The sequence below is a fragment of the Acinetobacter faecalis genome (genome assembly GCF_034187745.1).
In the GTDB taxonomy this organism is placed as follows: domain Bacteria; phylum Pseudomonadota; class Gammaproteobacteria; order Pseudomonadales; family Moraxellaceae; genus Acinetobacter; species Acinetobacter faecalis.
On sequence record NZ_JAXHPF010000011.1, the window covers coordinates 16,754 to 33,774 of the forward strand.

The 17,021-nt window shown below is 38.2% G+C and carries 14 protein-coding genes; 6 read left to right on the top strand and 8 right to left on the bottom strand.

Annotated elements, in window-relative coordinates; all coding sequences use genetic code 11:
* Positions 1-36 precede the first annotated feature (36 nt).
* The gene (gene rsgA, locus SKM54_RS11195) at positions 37-1,095 is read right to left on the bottom strand and encodes a ribosome small subunit-dependent GTPase A (RefSeq protein WP_321095370.1); all 1,059 of its coding nucleotides are present in this window, start codon (positions 1,093-1,095) and stop codon (positions 37-39) included.
* A gap of 123 nt (positions 1,096-1,218) precedes the next feature.
* Between rsgA and orn the strand changes: the two genes are divergently transcribed.
* The 3 genes from orn (at position 1,219) to SKM54_RS11210 (ending at position 3,628) form a co-directional block, all read left to right on the top strand.
* On the top strand, positions 1,219-1,776 hold the full coding sequence (orn, locus tag SKM54_RS11200; protein ID WP_154772087.1) for an oligoribonuclease: 558 nt from the start codon (positions 1,219-1,221) through the stop codon (positions 1,774-1,776).
* A gap of 167 nt (positions 1,777-1,943) precedes the next feature.
* Complete coding sequence (locus SKM54_RS11205; RefSeq protein ID WP_321088712.1) at positions 1,944-2,678, top strand: Bax inhibitor-1/YccA family protein; 735 nt, start codon at positions 1,944-1,946, stop codon at positions 2,676-2,678.
* 143 nt (positions 2,679-2,821) lie between these two features.
* A complete protein-coding gene (locus tag SKM54_RS11210) occupies positions 2,822-3,628 on the top strand; it encodes an enoyl-ACP reductase FabI (protein WP_154772089.1) in 807 nt (268 codons plus the stop codon).
* Between the two features lie 65 nt (positions 3,629-3,693).
* On the opposite strand, the gene SKM54_RS11215 is transcribed toward SKM54_RS11210, so the two are convergent.
* The 3 genes from SKM54_RS11215 to SKM54_RS11225 are packed head-to-tail and all read right to left on the bottom strand — an operon-like array spanning position 3,694 to position 8,427.
* A complete protein-coding gene (locus SKM54_RS11215; RefSeq protein WP_321095371.1) occupies positions 3,694-5,112 on the bottom strand; it encodes an efflux transporter outer membrane subunit in 1,419 nt (472 codons plus the stop codon).
* A 10-nt stretch (positions 5,113-5,122) separates the two neighbouring features.
* Complete coding sequence (locus SKM54_RS11220; RefSeq protein WP_321095372.1) at positions 5,123-7,105, bottom strand: MacB family efflux pump subunit; 1,983 nt, start codon at positions 7,103-7,105, stop codon at positions 5,123-5,125.
* Positions 7,106-7,107: 2 nt separating this feature from the next.
* The gene (locus tag SKM54_RS11225; RefSeq protein ID WP_321090116.1) at positions 7,108-8,427 is read right to left on the bottom strand and encodes a MacA family efflux pump subunit; all 1,320 of its coding nucleotides are present in this window, start codon (positions 8,425-8,427) and stop codon (positions 7,108-7,110) included.
* Positions 8,428-8,789: 362 nt separating this feature from the next.
* Here SKM54_RS11225 and SKM54_RS11230 point away from each other — a divergent pair, with 362 nt between their 5' ends.
* Positions 8,790-9,239, top strand: coding sequence for a bacteriohemerythrin (locus SKM54_RS11230; RefSeq protein ID WP_154772092.1), 450 nt, complete (start codon positions 8,790-8,792; stop codon positions 9,237-9,239).
* Here SKM54_RS11230 and holA read toward each other — a convergent pair.
* The 4 genes from holA to SKM54_RS11250 form a co-directional block, all read right to left on the bottom strand.
* Complete coding sequence (gene holA, locus SKM54_RS11235) at positions 9,236-10,234, bottom strand: DNA polymerase III subunit delta (RefSeq protein WP_154772093.1); 999 nt, start codon at positions 10,232-10,234, stop codon at positions 9,236-9,238. The genes SKM54_RS11230 and holA overlap by 4 nt on opposite strands.
* Before the next feature lie 16 nt (positions 10,235-10,250).
* Complete coding sequence (locus SKM54_RS11240) at positions 10,251-10,766, bottom strand: LPS-assembly lipoprotein LptE (RefSeq protein ID WP_154772094.1); 516 nt, start codon at positions 10,764-10,766, stop codon at positions 10,251-10,253.
* A 202-nt stretch (positions 10,767-10,968) separates the two neighbouring features.
* Positions 10,969-13,590, bottom strand: a complete 2,622-nt coding sequence (gene leuS / locus SKM54_RS11245; RefSeq protein WP_321095373.1) for a leucine--tRNA ligase — start codon at positions 13,588-13,590, stop codon at positions 10,969-10,971.
* A 160-nt stretch (positions 13,591-13,750) separates the two neighbouring features.
* Entirely contained in the window at positions 13,751-14,071 is a 321-nt protein-coding gene (locus SKM54_RS11250) for a DUF4124 domain-containing protein (protein ID WP_321090099.1), read from the bottom strand.
* A gap of 684 nt (positions 14,072-14,755) precedes the next feature.
* On the opposite strand from SKM54_RS11250, the gene SKM54_RS11255 reads away from it, so the two are divergent.
* Together SKM54_RS11255 and ilvN are read left to right on the top strand one after the other, a co-directional pair.
* Positions 14,756-16,483, top strand: coding sequence for an acetolactate synthase 3 large subunit (locus tag SKM54_RS11255; RefSeq protein WP_321088705.1), 1,728 nt, complete (start codon positions 14,756-14,758; stop codon positions 16,481-16,483).
* The gene (gene ilvN / locus SKM54_RS11260; RefSeq protein ID WP_154772097.1) at positions 16,480-16,971 is read left to right on the top strand and encodes an acetolactate synthase small subunit; all 492 of its coding nucleotides are present in this window, start codon (positions 16,480-16,482) and stop codon (positions 16,969-16,971) included. The genes SKM54_RS11255 and ilvN overlap by 4 nt, the downstream gene beginning before the upstream one ends.
* The last annotated feature ends 50 nt before the right edge of the window (positions 16,972-17,021 follow it).

A 17,021-nucleotide genomic window follows, 5' to 3' on the forward strand; every position in this document is an offset into this window, starting at 1 on the left:
AAAATCGCATCTTCAAGGGCTATTGTTGAATTAAAATTAATTTTTTTGCTGAGCCTCAGCAATTTCATCAATTAAGCGTAAAAAACTGTCTAAACGACGCGGCAGAATTTCACCATTTTGTACAGCTAAACGAAGCGCACATTGTTTTTCATGTTTATGTGTGCAATTTCTGAATTGGCAATAACCCAAAAGTTTGTCAATTTCAGGGAAGCCTTCTTGAACTTTATCTGCATTTAAATGCCATAAACCAAATTCACGAATTCCCGGTGAGTCAATGAGCGCAGCACCATCACCAAAGCCAATGAGGCGGGTAGATGTTGTTGTGTGCTGACCAAGTGCCGAGTTTTCAGAAATGATATTGGTCTTTTGCGTTGCATCGGGAACAATGGTGTTAATAATTGAGCTTTTACCCACACCCGATTGACCAACAAAGGCAACTGTTTCACCTGCTAATCTTTCTGCAAGTTTAGACACATTGTCCATAGACTGAGTGAGCATGATTTCATAGCCTAAATCTTGATATTCTTTTACCAAGTCTAGAATAGGATCATTTTCTTTGAGTAAATCGGTTTTATTAAGTACCAATAATGCAGGAATTTTGGCATCTGCACAGGCTACTAAATAACGATCGATTAAACCCGGAGCAGGTTCAGGAAGTGGTGCAAAAACAATCACAATTAAACTAATGTTTGCCGCGACAGGCTTCACTTTATGGTAACGATCTGGTCGTGTCAGTAAAGATTGACGAGGATGGATGGCAGTAATAATGCCTAAACCTGTAATTGGGTCGGCTTGCCATTTTACGCGGTCGCCAGTTACCAATAATTCTAAATTGGTACGTGTATGACAACGCCAAACACTACCTAACTCAATAGCTTTCCAAAAAGGTTCAGGTTCGCCATCTTTTACAATTGGTTTTTCAGGATGTACGTCAGGAGTCGAAAGCGTTTGTACTTCAAGTTGTCGACCATAATGTTGAACAACTAGACCTTCTAAATCATTTGAAGTATCTAAATCTTCTTGACGTGTTTTGTGTTGTTTATCTATACGACGTTGCTGTTGCTCGGTTAAGCGTCGTTTACGAATTAAAGCCATTCATATCCTAAAAAACCATGAATCTAATATGGCAAAAATACCACGAAGAAGGGGGGCAATTACAGCTATCATTCGAGAAATTTGCTACTATATTGTTTTTAAGCCTAATAAGATTGCACATTTATGAGCAGCACGCCTGATACACGCCTCATTTGGATTGACCTAGAAATGACAGGTCTAGATACAGATAACGACGAAATTATTGAAATTGCGACGATTGTGACAGACGATAATTTAAATATTTTGGCAGAAGGTCCTGTGCTTGCTATTCATCAGTCTCCAATTAAGCTGAATGCAATGGATGAATGGAATACGCGTCAACATGGGCAATCTGGTCTCATTGAGCGTGTGCGTCGTAGTAAACTGACTGCACGAGATGCAGAGCTACAAACGCTTGAATTCTTAAAGAAATGGGTAGATCCAAAAACATCTCCAATGTGCGGTAACTCGATTTGCCAAGACCGTCGTTTTATGCACCGTTTAATGCCTGAATTGGAACAATTTTTCCATTATCGTAATTTAGATGTATCTTCTGTGAAAGAACTAGCAAAACGCTGGCGCCCAGAAATTATGGGTGGTTTGAAAAAGAATGCATCACACTTAGCAATGGATGATATTCGTGATTCAATTGCAGAGCTTAAATACTACCGTCAATATTTCTTTATTATGAATAAAGACTAATTTGTTGATCGATTTAATAGGGAAGGGGCGAAGGCCTCTTTTTTATTGGCTGATGTTTAAAAAATGGATATAATTTATACATGTTACAAAAAATATTTACGTCGTTCATTTTGATGAAGATGATTAGGTATAAAATTGAATAATGAATTATAAAAACGAGCTTTCTTATGCAAAGTAATAACCCTATTTTAACGCGTGTTGAAATCCAACACGATTATTCTCAGCCGATGACTATTCAAGGCGCTATTCAAAAAGCAACACTTCTTACTGTAATTTCGGCAGTGGTTGGTGTGTCATTTTTCTTTTATGTTTTTATGACGGCTAATTTGTCACTTGCATATACAGGTGCAATGGTTGGTGCAATTGGTGGTTTAATTCTTGCCTTAATTGCAACATTTAAACCCAATACAGCACGTACTTTAGCTATTCCATATGCGTTATTTGAAGGTGCATTTTTAGGCGGTATTTCGGTTGTTTTTCAATTGAAATATCCAGGTGTTCCTTTGCAAGCGTTATTGGCAACATTCGTAACCACTTTTGTTATGTTTGGCTTGTATAAATATCGAATTGTGCGTGCGACTGAAAAATTCAAGTCAGTTGTAATGTCTGCATCAATTGCTATTGCCATTGTATTTGTTGTGCAATTTGTTATGCGTATGGCTTTTGGTTCAAGTATTCCATTCTTATTCGAAACTAGCCCATTAGGTATTGGTTTTGCTGCATTTGTTGCAGTAATTGCATCTTTAAATTTAATTTTAGATTTCGATTTAATTGAAAATGGTGCAGCACAAGGTGCACCTAAAGCAATGGAATGGTTGTCTGCAATTGCGTTATTGGCAACATTGGTTTGGATGTATTATTCATTCTTACGCTTGTTGGGCATGCTCAATAGCGACGACTAATTTAAAAATTAGAAACAAAACGCTCCACATTAGGGGCGTTTTTTATATTTAAATGAAGGGAAATGAAAAAAGATGCATTATGCAATTTAGTAATTTCTAAATTTTAGGCATTATGTGAACAGATTATATTAAGTGAGAGTCTCATGGCACAAGGATTATTAGCAGGTAAACGCTTCCTCATCGCAGGTATTGCAAGCAAATTATCAATTGCATTTGGTATTGCAGAAGCGCTTCATCGTGAAGGCGCAGAGTTAGCTTTTACTTACCCAAATGAAAAACTAAAAAAACGTGTAGATGATTTTGCTGCACACTTTGGTTCAACTTTAGTATTTCCTTGTGATGTAGGCGTTGACGCTGAAATTGACAGTGCTTTTGCAGAACTTGCAAAACATTGGGACGGTTTAGATGGTCTTGTGCATTCAATTGGTTTTGCACCTGCACATACTTTAGATGGCGACTTTACAGACGTAACTGACCGTGACGGTTTTAAAGTTGCGCATGACATTAGTGCATATAGCTTCATTGCGATGGCGCGTGCTGCTAAGCCTTTATTGGCTGCTCGTCAAGGTTGCTTATTAACGCTTACTTACCAAGGTTCTGAGCGTGTTATGCCTAACTACAACGTAATGGGTATGGCAAAAGCATCTTTAGAAGCTGGCGTACGTTATTTAGCTTCTAGCTTGGGTGAAGAAGGTATTCGTGTAAACGCGATTTCTGCGGGTCCTATTCGTACACTTGCGGCTTCAGGTATTAAATCTTTCCGTAAAATGTTAGATGTTAACGAAAAAGTTGCACCGCTTAAACGTAACGTAACCATTGAAGATGTTGGTAATGCTGCATTATTCTTATGTTCACCTTGGGCAAATGGTATTACAGGCGAAATTTTATACGTAGATGCTGGCTACAATACTGTAGGTATGAGCGCATCGTTAATGATGGATAGCGAATAAGTCTATTTCACTATAAATGACGTATAAAAAACGGTGCATAAGCACCGTTTTTTATGGCTTTAATTTTATGGTAATTGCTTAATTGGGCTACCACCTAAAGCTTGCATTAACGTTACATATGCATTGTATTGGCTCTGCTTAGTCGAAACTAAATTCAATCGTGCTTCACGTGCAGTCTTTTGAGCATCCAATAAATTTTTCAACGCAATTGCACCGTTGTTATAACGAACTTGCGTTAGACGTTCTGTTTTTTCTGCAAGTTGAACATTACGTTCTTGCAAAGAAACCTGTTTATCTAACTCATTACGTGCAGATAAAGCATTTTCAACATCAGCAAATGCTTTATACATTGTTTGACGATATTGAATAATCGACTTTTCATATTCAAGTTCATTTACTTTTAAATCACGTTTCATATCATTCCATTGTAAAAATGGAAGCGATAATCCTGCACCTAAAAGAGCAGTAGGATTTGAAAGAATTTGGGCAAGTGATGTATTGGTTGTGCCGCCAGTTGAAAAGCTACCTGTTAAGCTAATAGATGGATAATATTTTGCTTTATTGGCATCTTTATTGGCTAAAGCTTTACGTAAACGTAATTCTGTTGCTTTTAAGTCAGGGCGACGTGATAAAAGTTCAGCAGGCAAGCCGGAAGAAATTTCAGGTAATTTAGACTGAGGTAATTTTGCAGGTTCATTAATATTTAATTGTTGAACAGGTATATTTAAAAGCACAGCTAAAGCGGTACGTGCTTCTACTTTTTGCTGTTCAATTTGGCTTAAACTTGCTTTTTGACTTTGAACAGCTTGTTCAGCGGAAGTTAAATCTAAACCTGAAACTGCACCTGCGCGGTATTGGGTTTGAACCAATTCATAGGTTTTTTGCGTACTTGCTAGGTTTTGATTAGCAACAGAAAGACGCTCATTTAAATAGCCCAATTGCCAATAAAGTTGAGCTGTTGTTGCAATTAAACTTTGCGCTGTCGCTTGTAAGTCTTGTTCAGAAGCCAAAGCTTCCCAACGTGAAGCTTGAGTTTGATTGGCAAGTTTTCCAAATAAATCTAACTCATAACTTAAGCCAGGATAGCTCAGCGAAATACCATTTGAAGAATCGCCATCACCATCTAGACTAAAGCGATGTCCAATATTTGCGCCTGCATTACCAACGCGAATACCTTGTTGGCTTTGAGATTGTTTTGCTTGAATTCGCGCTTGTTGTAAGTTAATTCCTGCAACCGCTAAATCAGTATTTGCAGCAAGAACTTTATCAACCAACTGGTTTAGCTGAACATCATTAAATAAAGTCCACCATTGATCTGCATAGGTATCGGCATGAATTTGTTTGCTTACATTTTTTGAGTTTTGAAAGCTAGATGGCGTAGCAATATTCGGTTGCTCATAAGGTGATTTCACCAAAGCAGCACAACCTACCAATGAACTACTCAGAATTAAAGCACTTGCAAGCTTAGTTAAATGTGTTTGCATGATTATTTCCTTATTCTCTTGAGAGTGCATCGACAGGGTTAAGTTGAGCAGCGTTGCGTGCAGGAATAAAGCCAAACACAATACCAATTAAGCTTGAGCATACAAAGGCTGCAACAATTGACGTTGTTGAATATGCCATTTGGAATGATCCGCCTGCAAAATGCGTAATAAGTTGACCAATCCCTAAAGATAAAAGAACACCTAAAATACCGCCTAAAATACAGACCAAAATGGCTTCAATAAGGAATTGCTGCAAAATGTCGCTTTGGCGTGCGCCAACAGCCATGCGTACCCCAATTTCTTGGGTACGTTCTGTTACGGAAACAAGCATAATATTCATTACGCCAATACCACCAACAATAAGCGAAATAACCGCAATTGCTGAAATGAGCAAAGTCATTGTTTGTGTAGTTTGCTGAATAGTTTCACGAATACTGTCAGAGTTTTGCGTAAATACATCCTGAGCACCGTGACGTTGCTCAAGTAAGCTTAAAATAGCATTTTCTGCGACATGACTTGGGTATTCATCTTTAATTCGGACAATAATGCTTCGTACGTTAGATTGACCTAACATTCGACTCATTACAGTTGAATAGGGAAGATATACATTAAGGCTGTCAGCATTTCCCATCATGCCTGTTTGAGCATCTACCACACCAATAATACGGCTTGGTACGCTACCTAAAAGTACAACTTGTCCGACAGGATTGGTACCATCGCTAAAAAACTTGTTTTGAGTATTGGTATCAATTACAACATCTTGTGCTTGTTGAATAACACTGTTTTTATCGAAAGCCTGACCCGATTTAAAGCTTAAACCTTTTACATAAAAGAAGTCTTCGCTTACTCCATTTACAGTTGTTGCAGCTTCAATATCTTTAAAGCGAGCTGTTACACTCGAGTTTACAGATGGACTCACACCATCTACATAAGGTTGTTCTGAAAGCGCATCACCATCTGCAGGAATAAGCGTTTTAACCTGTGAGGCTCGTGAGTTATCACCAAAACCACGACCTTGATAAATGGTGATGGTGTTGGTACCTAAGCTACTAATGTTTTGTAAAATTTGCTTTTGTGAGCCGTTGCCTAAAGCAACAACAGACACCACCGATGCAATACCAATAATAATTCCGAGCATAGTCAGGAACGTTCGCATGCGATGTGCATTCATGGCTAAAAGTGCCATACGGAATGCTTCACCCAAACGATCTACAACAGAACGCCATGCAGGAATTTTCTTTTGTGGTGCGCGAACTAAAGTTTGTTTCTCTAGTACCTCATCTTCAGAAATTTCAGGTGTATTAGCTTGATCGGAAATAATATTTCCGTCACTAATTTCAATAATACGTGTGGCATTTTTAGCAACATTGTGGTCATGTGTAACTAAAATGATGGTGTGACCTTTGGCATTAAGTTCACGTAAAATACGCATCACTTCAATACCACTATTCTTATCGAGTGCACCTGTTGGTTCATCTGCAAGAATAACATCGCCACCGTTCATTAGTGCACGGGCAATAGAAACACGTTGTTGCTGACCACCTGAAAGTTGGCTAGGTCTATTTTGAGTTTTATCGGCTAAACCTAAATCTGATAATAATTGTTTTGCACGTTCTTGGCGTTCGTGTGCATCTGCACCTGCGTAAATTGCAGGAACTTCCACATTTCCTGTTGCATTCAAATCGCCAAGTAGGTGATAGCGCTGAAAAATAAAGCCAAAATATTCACGACGTAATTGTGCAAGTTCATCGGGTTCTAGTTCGCGTGTTTCACGTCCACTAACTTTGTAGCTACCTTCGGTTGGCTGATCTAAACACCCAAGAATATTCATGAGTGTAGATTTACCAGAACCTGACTGACCTACAATGGCAACAAGTTCGCCAGGGTAAATTTCTAAATTTACCCCTTTCAGAATCTGAACGGTTGTTTCACCTGCGGGAAATTCACGAGTCAGATTCTTGACCTCGAGTAGAGGCGTTAAATTTTGACTCATAATTACATTCTCATCCCTGGACCACCACTGCGTTTAGCAGCATTATTTGATGTATCCGAGCCATCAGCAATAACAACTTTGTCACCTTGCTTTAAGCCACGTAAAACTTGTGCTGTAACACGGTTATTTAAACCAATTAATACAGGTTGTGGTTTTGCAGTACCATCAGCTTGAACAACACGAACCATGCTTACAGTGGCTTTACCATTTTGTACCAATTGTTTTTCTGCTTCTGTTAATTCTAAGCGTTTTGGACGATCTGGATTTTCGCCCTTACTAGTAGGTCGTTCAGTTTGAGTGTTATTGGTATTATTTGGTGCTCTGCGTTGTGGACGATTTGATGCCTGAATAGCAGCAGCAGGAACAGTGAGCGCATTTTTTGCTTCATCTAAAATAATATAAACCTGCGCTGTCATATCAATACGCAATTTGCCATCTTCATTTGGCACGTCAAATAATGCGTTGTAATAAACAGCAGTACTTGTAGATGATGAAGATGTATTGCTGTCTGAATTAATAGATTTTGGTGCAGGTTCTACTTGACGAAGTTTTGCGTAAATTTTCTTTTCGCTATTCCCTAAAGTTGTGAAATAAACAGATTGACCTTCCTCAACTTTCATAACATCTGCTTCAGAAATTTCAGCTTTAATGGTCATTGTGTCTAGTTTTGCTAATTTCACAATGGTTGGTGCGCTTTGGTTTGCATTCACCGTTTGGCCTTCTTCAGTCACAATCGCAACAATAGTGCCATCCATAGGTGCAAGAATTTGTGTATAGCCTAAATCTTCTTTAGCGGTTGCAAGTGTTAAGCGAGATTGCTCAATTTGAGCACTAATAGCAGTGATATCTGCTTGTGCTGTTTTATAGCTTGCCAAAGCACTTTCTAATTCTGCACGAGAGGTTGCATCTTGTGCATACATTGCTTTTTGGCGATTATATTCAGATTCTACTTTTGCCAAATTTGCTTGTCTAACTGCAAGTTGAGCTTGTTGATTTTTAATGCTTGCTTCTGCCGTTTTTAAATCATTTTCTTGGCGTACAGAATCAATTTGAGCAATAAGTTGACCTTGTTTTACTTGATCGCCCAATTCCACATACATTTTTTTAACTTGACCTGAAACCTGAGCGCCAACGCTTACCATTTTGGTTGCTTCAAGTACGCCAGTTGCTAAAACAGCGTTTTCAATATCACCACGGCTAACTTCGGCTGTAATAAATTGAGGCGTTTCTTGTTTTGGTTTTAAAAAATACCAAGCAGTAAGAGCAATTGCTAATGCACAAACAGCGATAATAAAGATTTTAGTCGGTTTTATTTTTGGCATGGTCATGAGGAGCATTAAATATAATGTTCTAAGTATAAAAGTTAATTGCGGATAAATCGTGAATTTATATTTGTATATTCATGCAAATAAGAATTATTTGAAATTTATAATATATTTAAGTATAACTTGATAAGTAACGGTATTTTTTTGAAAAAAAGTTGGAATATATTAATAATAAGTTAACATTTTCATATATTTATACTCCAAAAGTATAATGAAAAATATCGTAATAAAGTAACATTTTGTATAGGAAATAATCAATTGTATTTATATGATCTAATTGCCAATTTAGACTTATGGCATTTTTTTGAATGGTTCATATAAAAATTAGCGTATTGGAATACGTGAATTGGGGATAACAAATGGAATGGAATGATACATTTAATATAGGGATTGACGTGATTGATCAACAACATCGTCAAATATTGGACTATATTAATATTTTAGAGCAAATTCGAGTGACTGGAGACAAGTCTAAAATTAAAGAAGTTTTAGACGATTTAATTGATTATACACAGTCACATTTTACTTTCGAGGAAAACCTTTTAGAGCAAGTGAATTATCAGTTTTTGCCATCGCACCGTGGTATACATGAATTATTTGTAAAAAAATTAATTGGTTATCGTCAAAAATTTGATATGGGGATTTCAGTTGAAGGTGATTTACATCGCTTGTTGTCGAAGTGGTTGATTAACCATATTCGTCACGATGATCAAGATTATGTTGATGCTGTTCGTGACAATATGTTGCGTTATTTACGTACACAAGAAGAGAAGAAGGGAAAAGGCTGGTTCGCTCGTTTTTTCAGTTAAGCTGAAAAGGGTTGAAATAGCTCTTTACCACACATACTTGAAATGGCTTGCAATATAAGATGTTCAGGATTTTCGGATCCTGAACCTTTAATAGAGGAATCAATTCTTAATAATAACGTTGGCCAGTTCAAAAATGCTTGTGGATTGAGTCTGCGTAGTGCTTGCTGATAAGCACTAACCTTAGTTTTCCAAATACCTAACTGTAATGCATTATGAGGCTGTTCAAAAAGCTGCATAAGCAAACGCATTTCTTTGCTAATGCTCCATAAAATAAGGCTAGATGGTTCGCCTGAAGCAATTAAATATTGAAATATTTTTATAGATTGAGCTAAATTTCCAGCCAGTAGGGCATCGCTTAAATCGAACGTGCTATAACGAGATTGATCTTGCAAACATGCATATAAATGATCAATTTGAATAACTTCAGCATCTGCAAAAGTATCTCGAACACGCATTAAACTATTTTTTGCAGCAAGCAAGTTATGTTCATGATGTTGTTCTAGCCATTGCCAAGCATCATTTGCGAGTTGAATTCCTAGCTTTTGAGCTTCAACTGCTAATATTTGCTGACGATCTTTTGGATAGTTTGCAGTTAATGCAACGTTTACACCATTGGCATCAATCACTTGGAAAAAGCTTGTTTTGAGACTACTACTATCTTGTTTTGGCATTACCACTAAAAGTAGGTTTTGCTCATTGTGTTGCAAATAGTTTTTGAGTTCTTTAAGACCGCTCGCATCGGGCTTAATGTTGCCATGAACTTCAATGGCAAGCTGATTAGAAAATAAAGATAAGCTATTTAAAGCATTAAAGACGGTTTTCCAATCGCTCACACTTGTAATGTCGTAGCGTTGACGTTCAATTTCTTGCTTTTGCCAACTGCTACGAAATGCATCTATTAAGTTTTGCTCAAGTAAAGGTTCTTGACCATGTAACACCCAAGCGCCACGAGCTTCATCGATACGTTTTAGTGCTTGAAGATAGTCAAGTTTCATTACTTTAGCCTAGTTTTTATTGTGCAGGAGTAAGCGGTTTTAAGCGGTTAGATGAAATTTGGCGAACAATTTGTTGTGCAACATCATCAACAAGAACTTCAGATAAATAATTGAATTCTTGATCCTCTGTATTTACCGTTTCTTCATTATATTGATAGCTGCGAGTAGCCGTAATAGTACGAGGTTCAGTTAGTGGATTGCCTTGAGCATCATCAATACGGAATGTGATATTTAAACGAATAATGTTTTCACGTAGTTTGCCTGAAAGCTCTAATTTACGCGGAGAGTAGTCTAGTACATGTAATGTATATGCATCGCTTTCATTACTTAGTTTTACACCTGCAGATGTTAAGTAAAGCGATAATTTTTCTTCTAAAGTATCTGTATTTGCAGGTAAAACGATATTCATTTTTGAATATGCCACAGGAACACTTGATGGGTTTGTACCTTTTAAATGAAAGCCACAACCAACTAAGCCTGCACTTAGACCCAAAGTTAATACAATTGCTGCAACACGTTGTCCTAAATACATGCGATGTCCTCTCATTTATATTCCATTTAAGGAAGAATTTTTTTAAGCGTTATTGATTGTAAAGTCAAAGCCCGTTGGCTGGCAACGGGCTTTGTTTGTGAATTGTGAAATCCTTATGTCCCCCTCTTTTTCAAAGAGGGAGTAGGGGAGATTAAATCCCTCCAAACCTCCCTTTGATAAAGGGAGGCTTCATATGGAGATATTAAACCACCAAGTTCACTAATTTATTCGGAACAACAATTTCTTTTTTGGTTGGGCCAGTTAAGAACTGTTGAACTTCAGGCAATGCTTTTGCTTGTGCAAGAATGTCATCTTTAGATGCATCAACCGATACTTCTAACTTACCACGAAGCTTACCGTTTACTTGAACTACAATTGTTTGCGTATTACGTGTTAACGCAGACTCATCCACTTGAGGGAATAAAGTAGTTGTTAACTCGAGACCAAATTCAGCCAATAAAGTTTGGCTTAAATGCGGTGCAAAAGGTGCAAGTAAAGTTAAAAGTGTGATGATAGATTCGCGTGCAACAGCAATGTCATTGTCATCTTGCGCTTCAAACTTGTTATTCGCATTTAATAATTCCATCATTGCTGCAATTGCAGTGTTAAATGCATGACGACGTTCAATGTCATCACCCACTTTTTGGATGGTTTCATGTGTTTTACGACGTAAATCTTGTGCAGTAGTTGAAAGTGTAGCTTTGTCGATATTTGATGCATTGTTGCCTTTTTCAAGGAAACCTGTTGCCAAACGCCATACACGTTTTAAGAAACGGTTAGAGCCTTCAACACCAGCATCAGACCATTCTAAAGATTGATCTGGTGGTGCGGCAAACATCATGAATACACGTGCAGTATCTGCGCCGTATTGGTCAATAATAGATTGCGGGTCGATACCGTTATTTTTAGATTTCGACATTTTTTCTTGACCGCCAACCACAACTTCTTGACCATCTTCTTTGTATTTAGCAGAAAGAACACGACCTTTTTCGTCTTTTTCAAGTTCGATGTCGGCAGGGTTAAACCAAGTTTTCTTACCTGAATCTGCTTCGCGGTAGAATGTATCTGCAAGCACCATGCCTTGAGTTAACAAGTTAGTGAATGGCTCATTGCCTTGTACTACGCCTTCATCACGCATTAATTTGTGGAAGAAGCGTGCATAAAGTAAATGTAGAATTGCGTGTTCAACACCACCAATATATTGGTTTACAGGTAACCAAGTTTGACCTGCAACAGGATCAACCATTCCGCCTGTAAATTCCGGTGATGCATAACGCGCGTAATACCAAGAAGACTCTACAAAAGTATCTAATGTATCTGTTTCACGACGTGCATCGCCACCACAGCTTGGGCAAGATGTTTCGTAGAATTCAGGCATTTTGTTGAGTGGGTTACCTGAACCATCTGGTACAACATCAGTTGGAAGTACAACAGGAAGTTGATCTTCTGGTACTGGCACTTGACCACACGTTGGGCAGTTAATCATTGGAATTGGGCAACCCCAATAACGCTGACGAGAAACACCCCAATCACGTAAACGGAATTGAACTTTAGTGTTCGCTAGTTCTCTTGGTTCTAATTTCGCAAGGAAAGCATCGTATGCACCTTGTAAATCTAAACCATCAAATTCGCCTGAATTGACTAACTTACCATCTTTCGAGCCGTACCATTCTTGCCACTCTGTCGCATCAAAGTCTGCATCATCTGCGCCTTTAGCATCAATGACTTGTTTGATGGTTAAGTCGAATTTATTTGCAAATTCGAAGTCACGTTCGTCATGAGCAGGAACAGCCATTACAGCGCCAGAGCCGTAAGACATCAATACGTAGTTTGCAATCCAAACTGGTAATTCTTCGCCAGTTACAGGATGTTTAACAGACAAACCTGTTGCCATGCCTTTTTTCTCGGCAGTTGCAAGGTCAGCTTCAGCAACAGAACCCATACGGCATTCTTCAATGAATGCAGCTAATTCAGGATTGCTTTCAGCCGCTTTCAGCGCCATTGGATGTTCTGCTGCAACCGCAACATAAGTCACACCCATTAAGGTATCAGCACGCGTTGTAAATACAGTTAAACCATCTGCATAAACGTCTGGATTCGCTGAAGGGAAGGTGATCTCCATCCCTTGTGAGCGACCAATCCAGTTGCGTTGCATGGTCAGAACTTGTTGAGGCCAACCATCTTTAAGCGTGTCTAAATCGTCTAATAATTCTTGTGCATAGTCTGTAATGCGGAAGTAATACATTGGAATATCACGTTTTTCTACCAATGCACCTGAACGCCAACCACGACCATTTTCAACTTGTTCGTTTGCTAAAACTGTTTGGTCTACAGGATCCCAGTTTACTGTTGAAAGTTTACGGTAGATCAGACCTTTTTTATAAAGTTGAACAAATAACCATTGTTCCCAGCGATAGTATTCTGGTGTGCACGTTGCAAATTCACGATCCCAATCTACAGCAAGACCTAATTTTTTAAGTTGGTCACGCATGTAGGCAATGTTTTCAAATGTCCATTTTGCAGGCGCAACTTGATGTGCAATTGCAGCATTTTCCGCAGGTAAACCAAAAGCATCCCAACCCATAGGTTGAAGTACAGTTTCACCTTTAAGGCGGTGGAAACGGCTAATTACATCGCCAATGGTATAGTTACGCACGTGACCCATGTGCAGTTTGCCACTTGGGTAAGGGAACATCGAGAGGATATAACGACGTGGACCTTCTACTGTGTCGGCAACTTTAAAGGCTTTGCGAGTTTCCCAGTCCTGTTGGACAGTAGGTTCAATCGCACTGGCTTGATATTCTGGGTCAATGTGAGTAGTCATAAACGTATACTATAAAAACAACGGTTAAAAAGTTTGTTGCACAGCATAGCGCAAAACACACCTAAAAGTGAATTTTGGCTATGTGATTCTTGAGGAAAAATTTACTTATAAATGACAGAATGTAAAAAAATCTAATCAGATTCTTTTATTACTTCGCATTTTATTGTGGTTGTTGCTGTGAATTCGCTGCAGGCGTTGGAGATTCAACCTGTGAGTTTTGTGTTGTTGGTGCCTGATTGTTTGCAGCAGGCGTTGGTTCGTTTTGAGGTGTTTGAGTTGTTGCTACAGTTGATGATTTTGTACCAAAAGTTTCCACACGGCCTTGTTTTTTAGCATTTTTAGGCGGAGGAGTTTTTGAATAATGTGTAGAGCCGTTAGCATCTACCCATTTGTAATATTCACGTGCCATTGCAGACGTTGAACTTAAACTAAGACAAAGTACTGAACTTAATAAGCAAATATGAATCGTATTTTTTTTCACAACGTGTTCCCCAAAGATAAAAAATAATATCTTTTTATATTCTAACAAAGCTGAAAAAAATTGAAATATTTTAGGGTGTTTTTTATTCAGATTAATGTTCTAAATGTTTTGGAAATTAACTGTGATAAATGTCTTTCAAAAGGAATTATTGATTTATTTTTACACAAATTACATAAAAATCTTTCTTTTAATTAAATTTATTCATTCTTTATTTTTATGTTTTAAATGCGAAAAAATTATAAGTAGTAAAAGTAAACTATTTCAATATCAGATGTTTAGATTGATAATATTTATATGTGTGCAAGTGAGATTGAGTTTCTGATGTCAAAAAAATAGATTCTTTAGGAATATTCAATAAAAAGCCAATTTTTAAACTTGACAAGGGTGCTTGAAACAACAAAAATGCAGTCTAGTTTTATATGCCTTAAATCGATCACCCTTCGAATAAGTGTCATGTCATGCAATGGACAACTTCTCTAGCCGAGAAGCTGAACAAAATGAATAAAATGTGTTTATCCCAACATATTTTAGGTCTCATATTACTCAAACAGTAAACAGACCATAAATTTTTCCTATTGCTATGAAAACTGTGAAATATGTGTGCTATAACAGTGCAGACAATCAATGAATTAAACATTGCAAATGCCTTCCATTGTGCAATGAAAAAAGATTAGGGTGAATACGTTGGAACTTTTATCTGGTGGTGAAATGCTTGTTCGCGCATTAGCGGACGAAGGCGTTGAGCATGTATTTGGATACCCAGGCGGCGCGGTTTTACATATTTATGACGCGTTCTTTCAGCAAGAAAAAATTAACCATTACTTAGTACGCCACGAGCAAGCTGCTGGCCATATGGCAGATGCATACTCGCGTGTTACAGGTAAAACTGGTGTGGTTCTTGTGACTTCAGGCCCCGGCGCAACAAATACTGTAACCCCAATTGCAACTGCTTACATGGACTCAATCCCAATGGTGATTTTGTCTGGTCAAGTTGCATCACATCTTATTGGCGAAGATGCATTCCAAGAAACAGATATGGTTGGTATTTCACGCCCAATCGTAAAACATAGTTTCCAAGTGCGTCATGCAAGTGAAATTCCTGCGATTATTAAAAAAGCATTTTATATCGCATCTTCAGGTCGTCCAGGTCCAGTTGTTGTAGACATTCCTAAAGACGTGACGAATCCTGCTGAAAAATTCGCTTACGAATACCCTGAAAAAGTGAAGATGCGTTCGTATCAACCGCCGTATCGTGGTCATTCAGGTCAAATTCGTAAAGCAATTGATGAGCTTTTACACGCTAAGCGCCCAGTGATTTACTCTGGTGGCGGTGTTGTACAAGGTAATGCATCTGCACAATTAACAGAGCTTGCTCATGTTCTTGGCTTCCCTGTAACTAATACCTTAATGGGCTTGGGTGCATTCCCTGGCGATGATCCACAGTTTGTGGGCATGTTGGGTATGCATGGTACATATGAAGCAAACATGACCATGCATAATGCAGATGTAATTTTAGCAATTGGTGCGCGTTTTGATGACCGTGTAACCAATAATCCTGCTAAATTCTGCCCAAATGCAAAAATCATTCATATTGATATCGACCCTGCAGCGATTTCAAAAACCATTATGGCGCACATTCCAATTGTGGGTGCGGTAGAGCCTGTTCTTACAGAAATGTTGGCTCAATTGAAACAACTTAATGTTTCAAAACCAAATCCAGAAGATATTGCGGCTTGGTGGGCAAGAATTGATGAATGGCGTAAAGTTCACGGTTTAAGATATACAGATCTTCCAAATGGTGAAATGCGTCCGCAACAAGTTGTAGCTGCATTAGATAAAATTACCAATGGCGAAGCAATTATTACTTCGGATGTTGGTCAACACCAAATGTTTGGTGCACTTTACTACCGTTATAAGCGTCCACGTCAATGGATCAACTCTGGTGGTTTGGGCACAATGGGTGTGGGCTTGCCGTATGCAATGGCTGCGAAACTTGCATTCCCAGATCAACAAGTGGTTTGTATTACAGGTGAAGCATCTATTCAGATGTGTATTCAAGAACTTTCTACATGTAAGCAATATGGCTTAAATGTGAAAATTCTATGCTTGAATAACCGTGCATTAGGTATGGTTAAACAATGGCAAGATATGAACTACGAAGGTCGTCACTCAAGTTCGTATGTTGAATCTTTACCTGACTTCCCTAAATTAATGGAAGCTTATGGTCATGTTGGTATTCAAATTGACCATGCAGATGAACTTGAATCTAAACTTGCTGAAGCAATGGCAATTAACGATAAGTGCGTATTCATTAACGTAATGGTTAACCGTACAGAGCACGTATATCCAATGTTAATTGCAGGTCAGTCTTTAGAAGATATGTGGTTAGGTAAAGGGGAGCGTACGAAATGAGACATATAATTTCAGTACTCGTTGAAAACGAATCTGGTGCGCTTTCTCGTTTGGTTGGTTTATTTTCTCAACGTGGATACAACATTGAGACTTTAAACGTAGCACCAACGGAAGATCCAACACTTTCACGTTTAACGCTAACAACTTATGGTGATGATCACAAGATCGAACAAATTACCAAGCAGCTCAACAAATTAGTTGAAGTTGTAAAAGTTGTAGATTTATCTGAAGGTGCACATATTGAGCGTGAACTTATGCTTATTAAAGTGAAAGCTTTAGGAGCAGCACGTGACGAAATTAAACGCACAGCAGATATTTTCCGTGCACAAGTTGTTGATGTAACACCAACGACTTATACCATTCAAGTTGTAGGTACAACTGAAAAGGTAGATGCATTTATTGATGCACTTGCGGAAAACACCATTTTAGAAGTTGTACGTTCGGGCGTGTCTGGTATTGCGCGCGGCGAAAAAGTTTTAAGCATTTAATATTTTATTTAACAAATTCTCTCTCCTGAAAGGGAGAGAACTAAACCCAG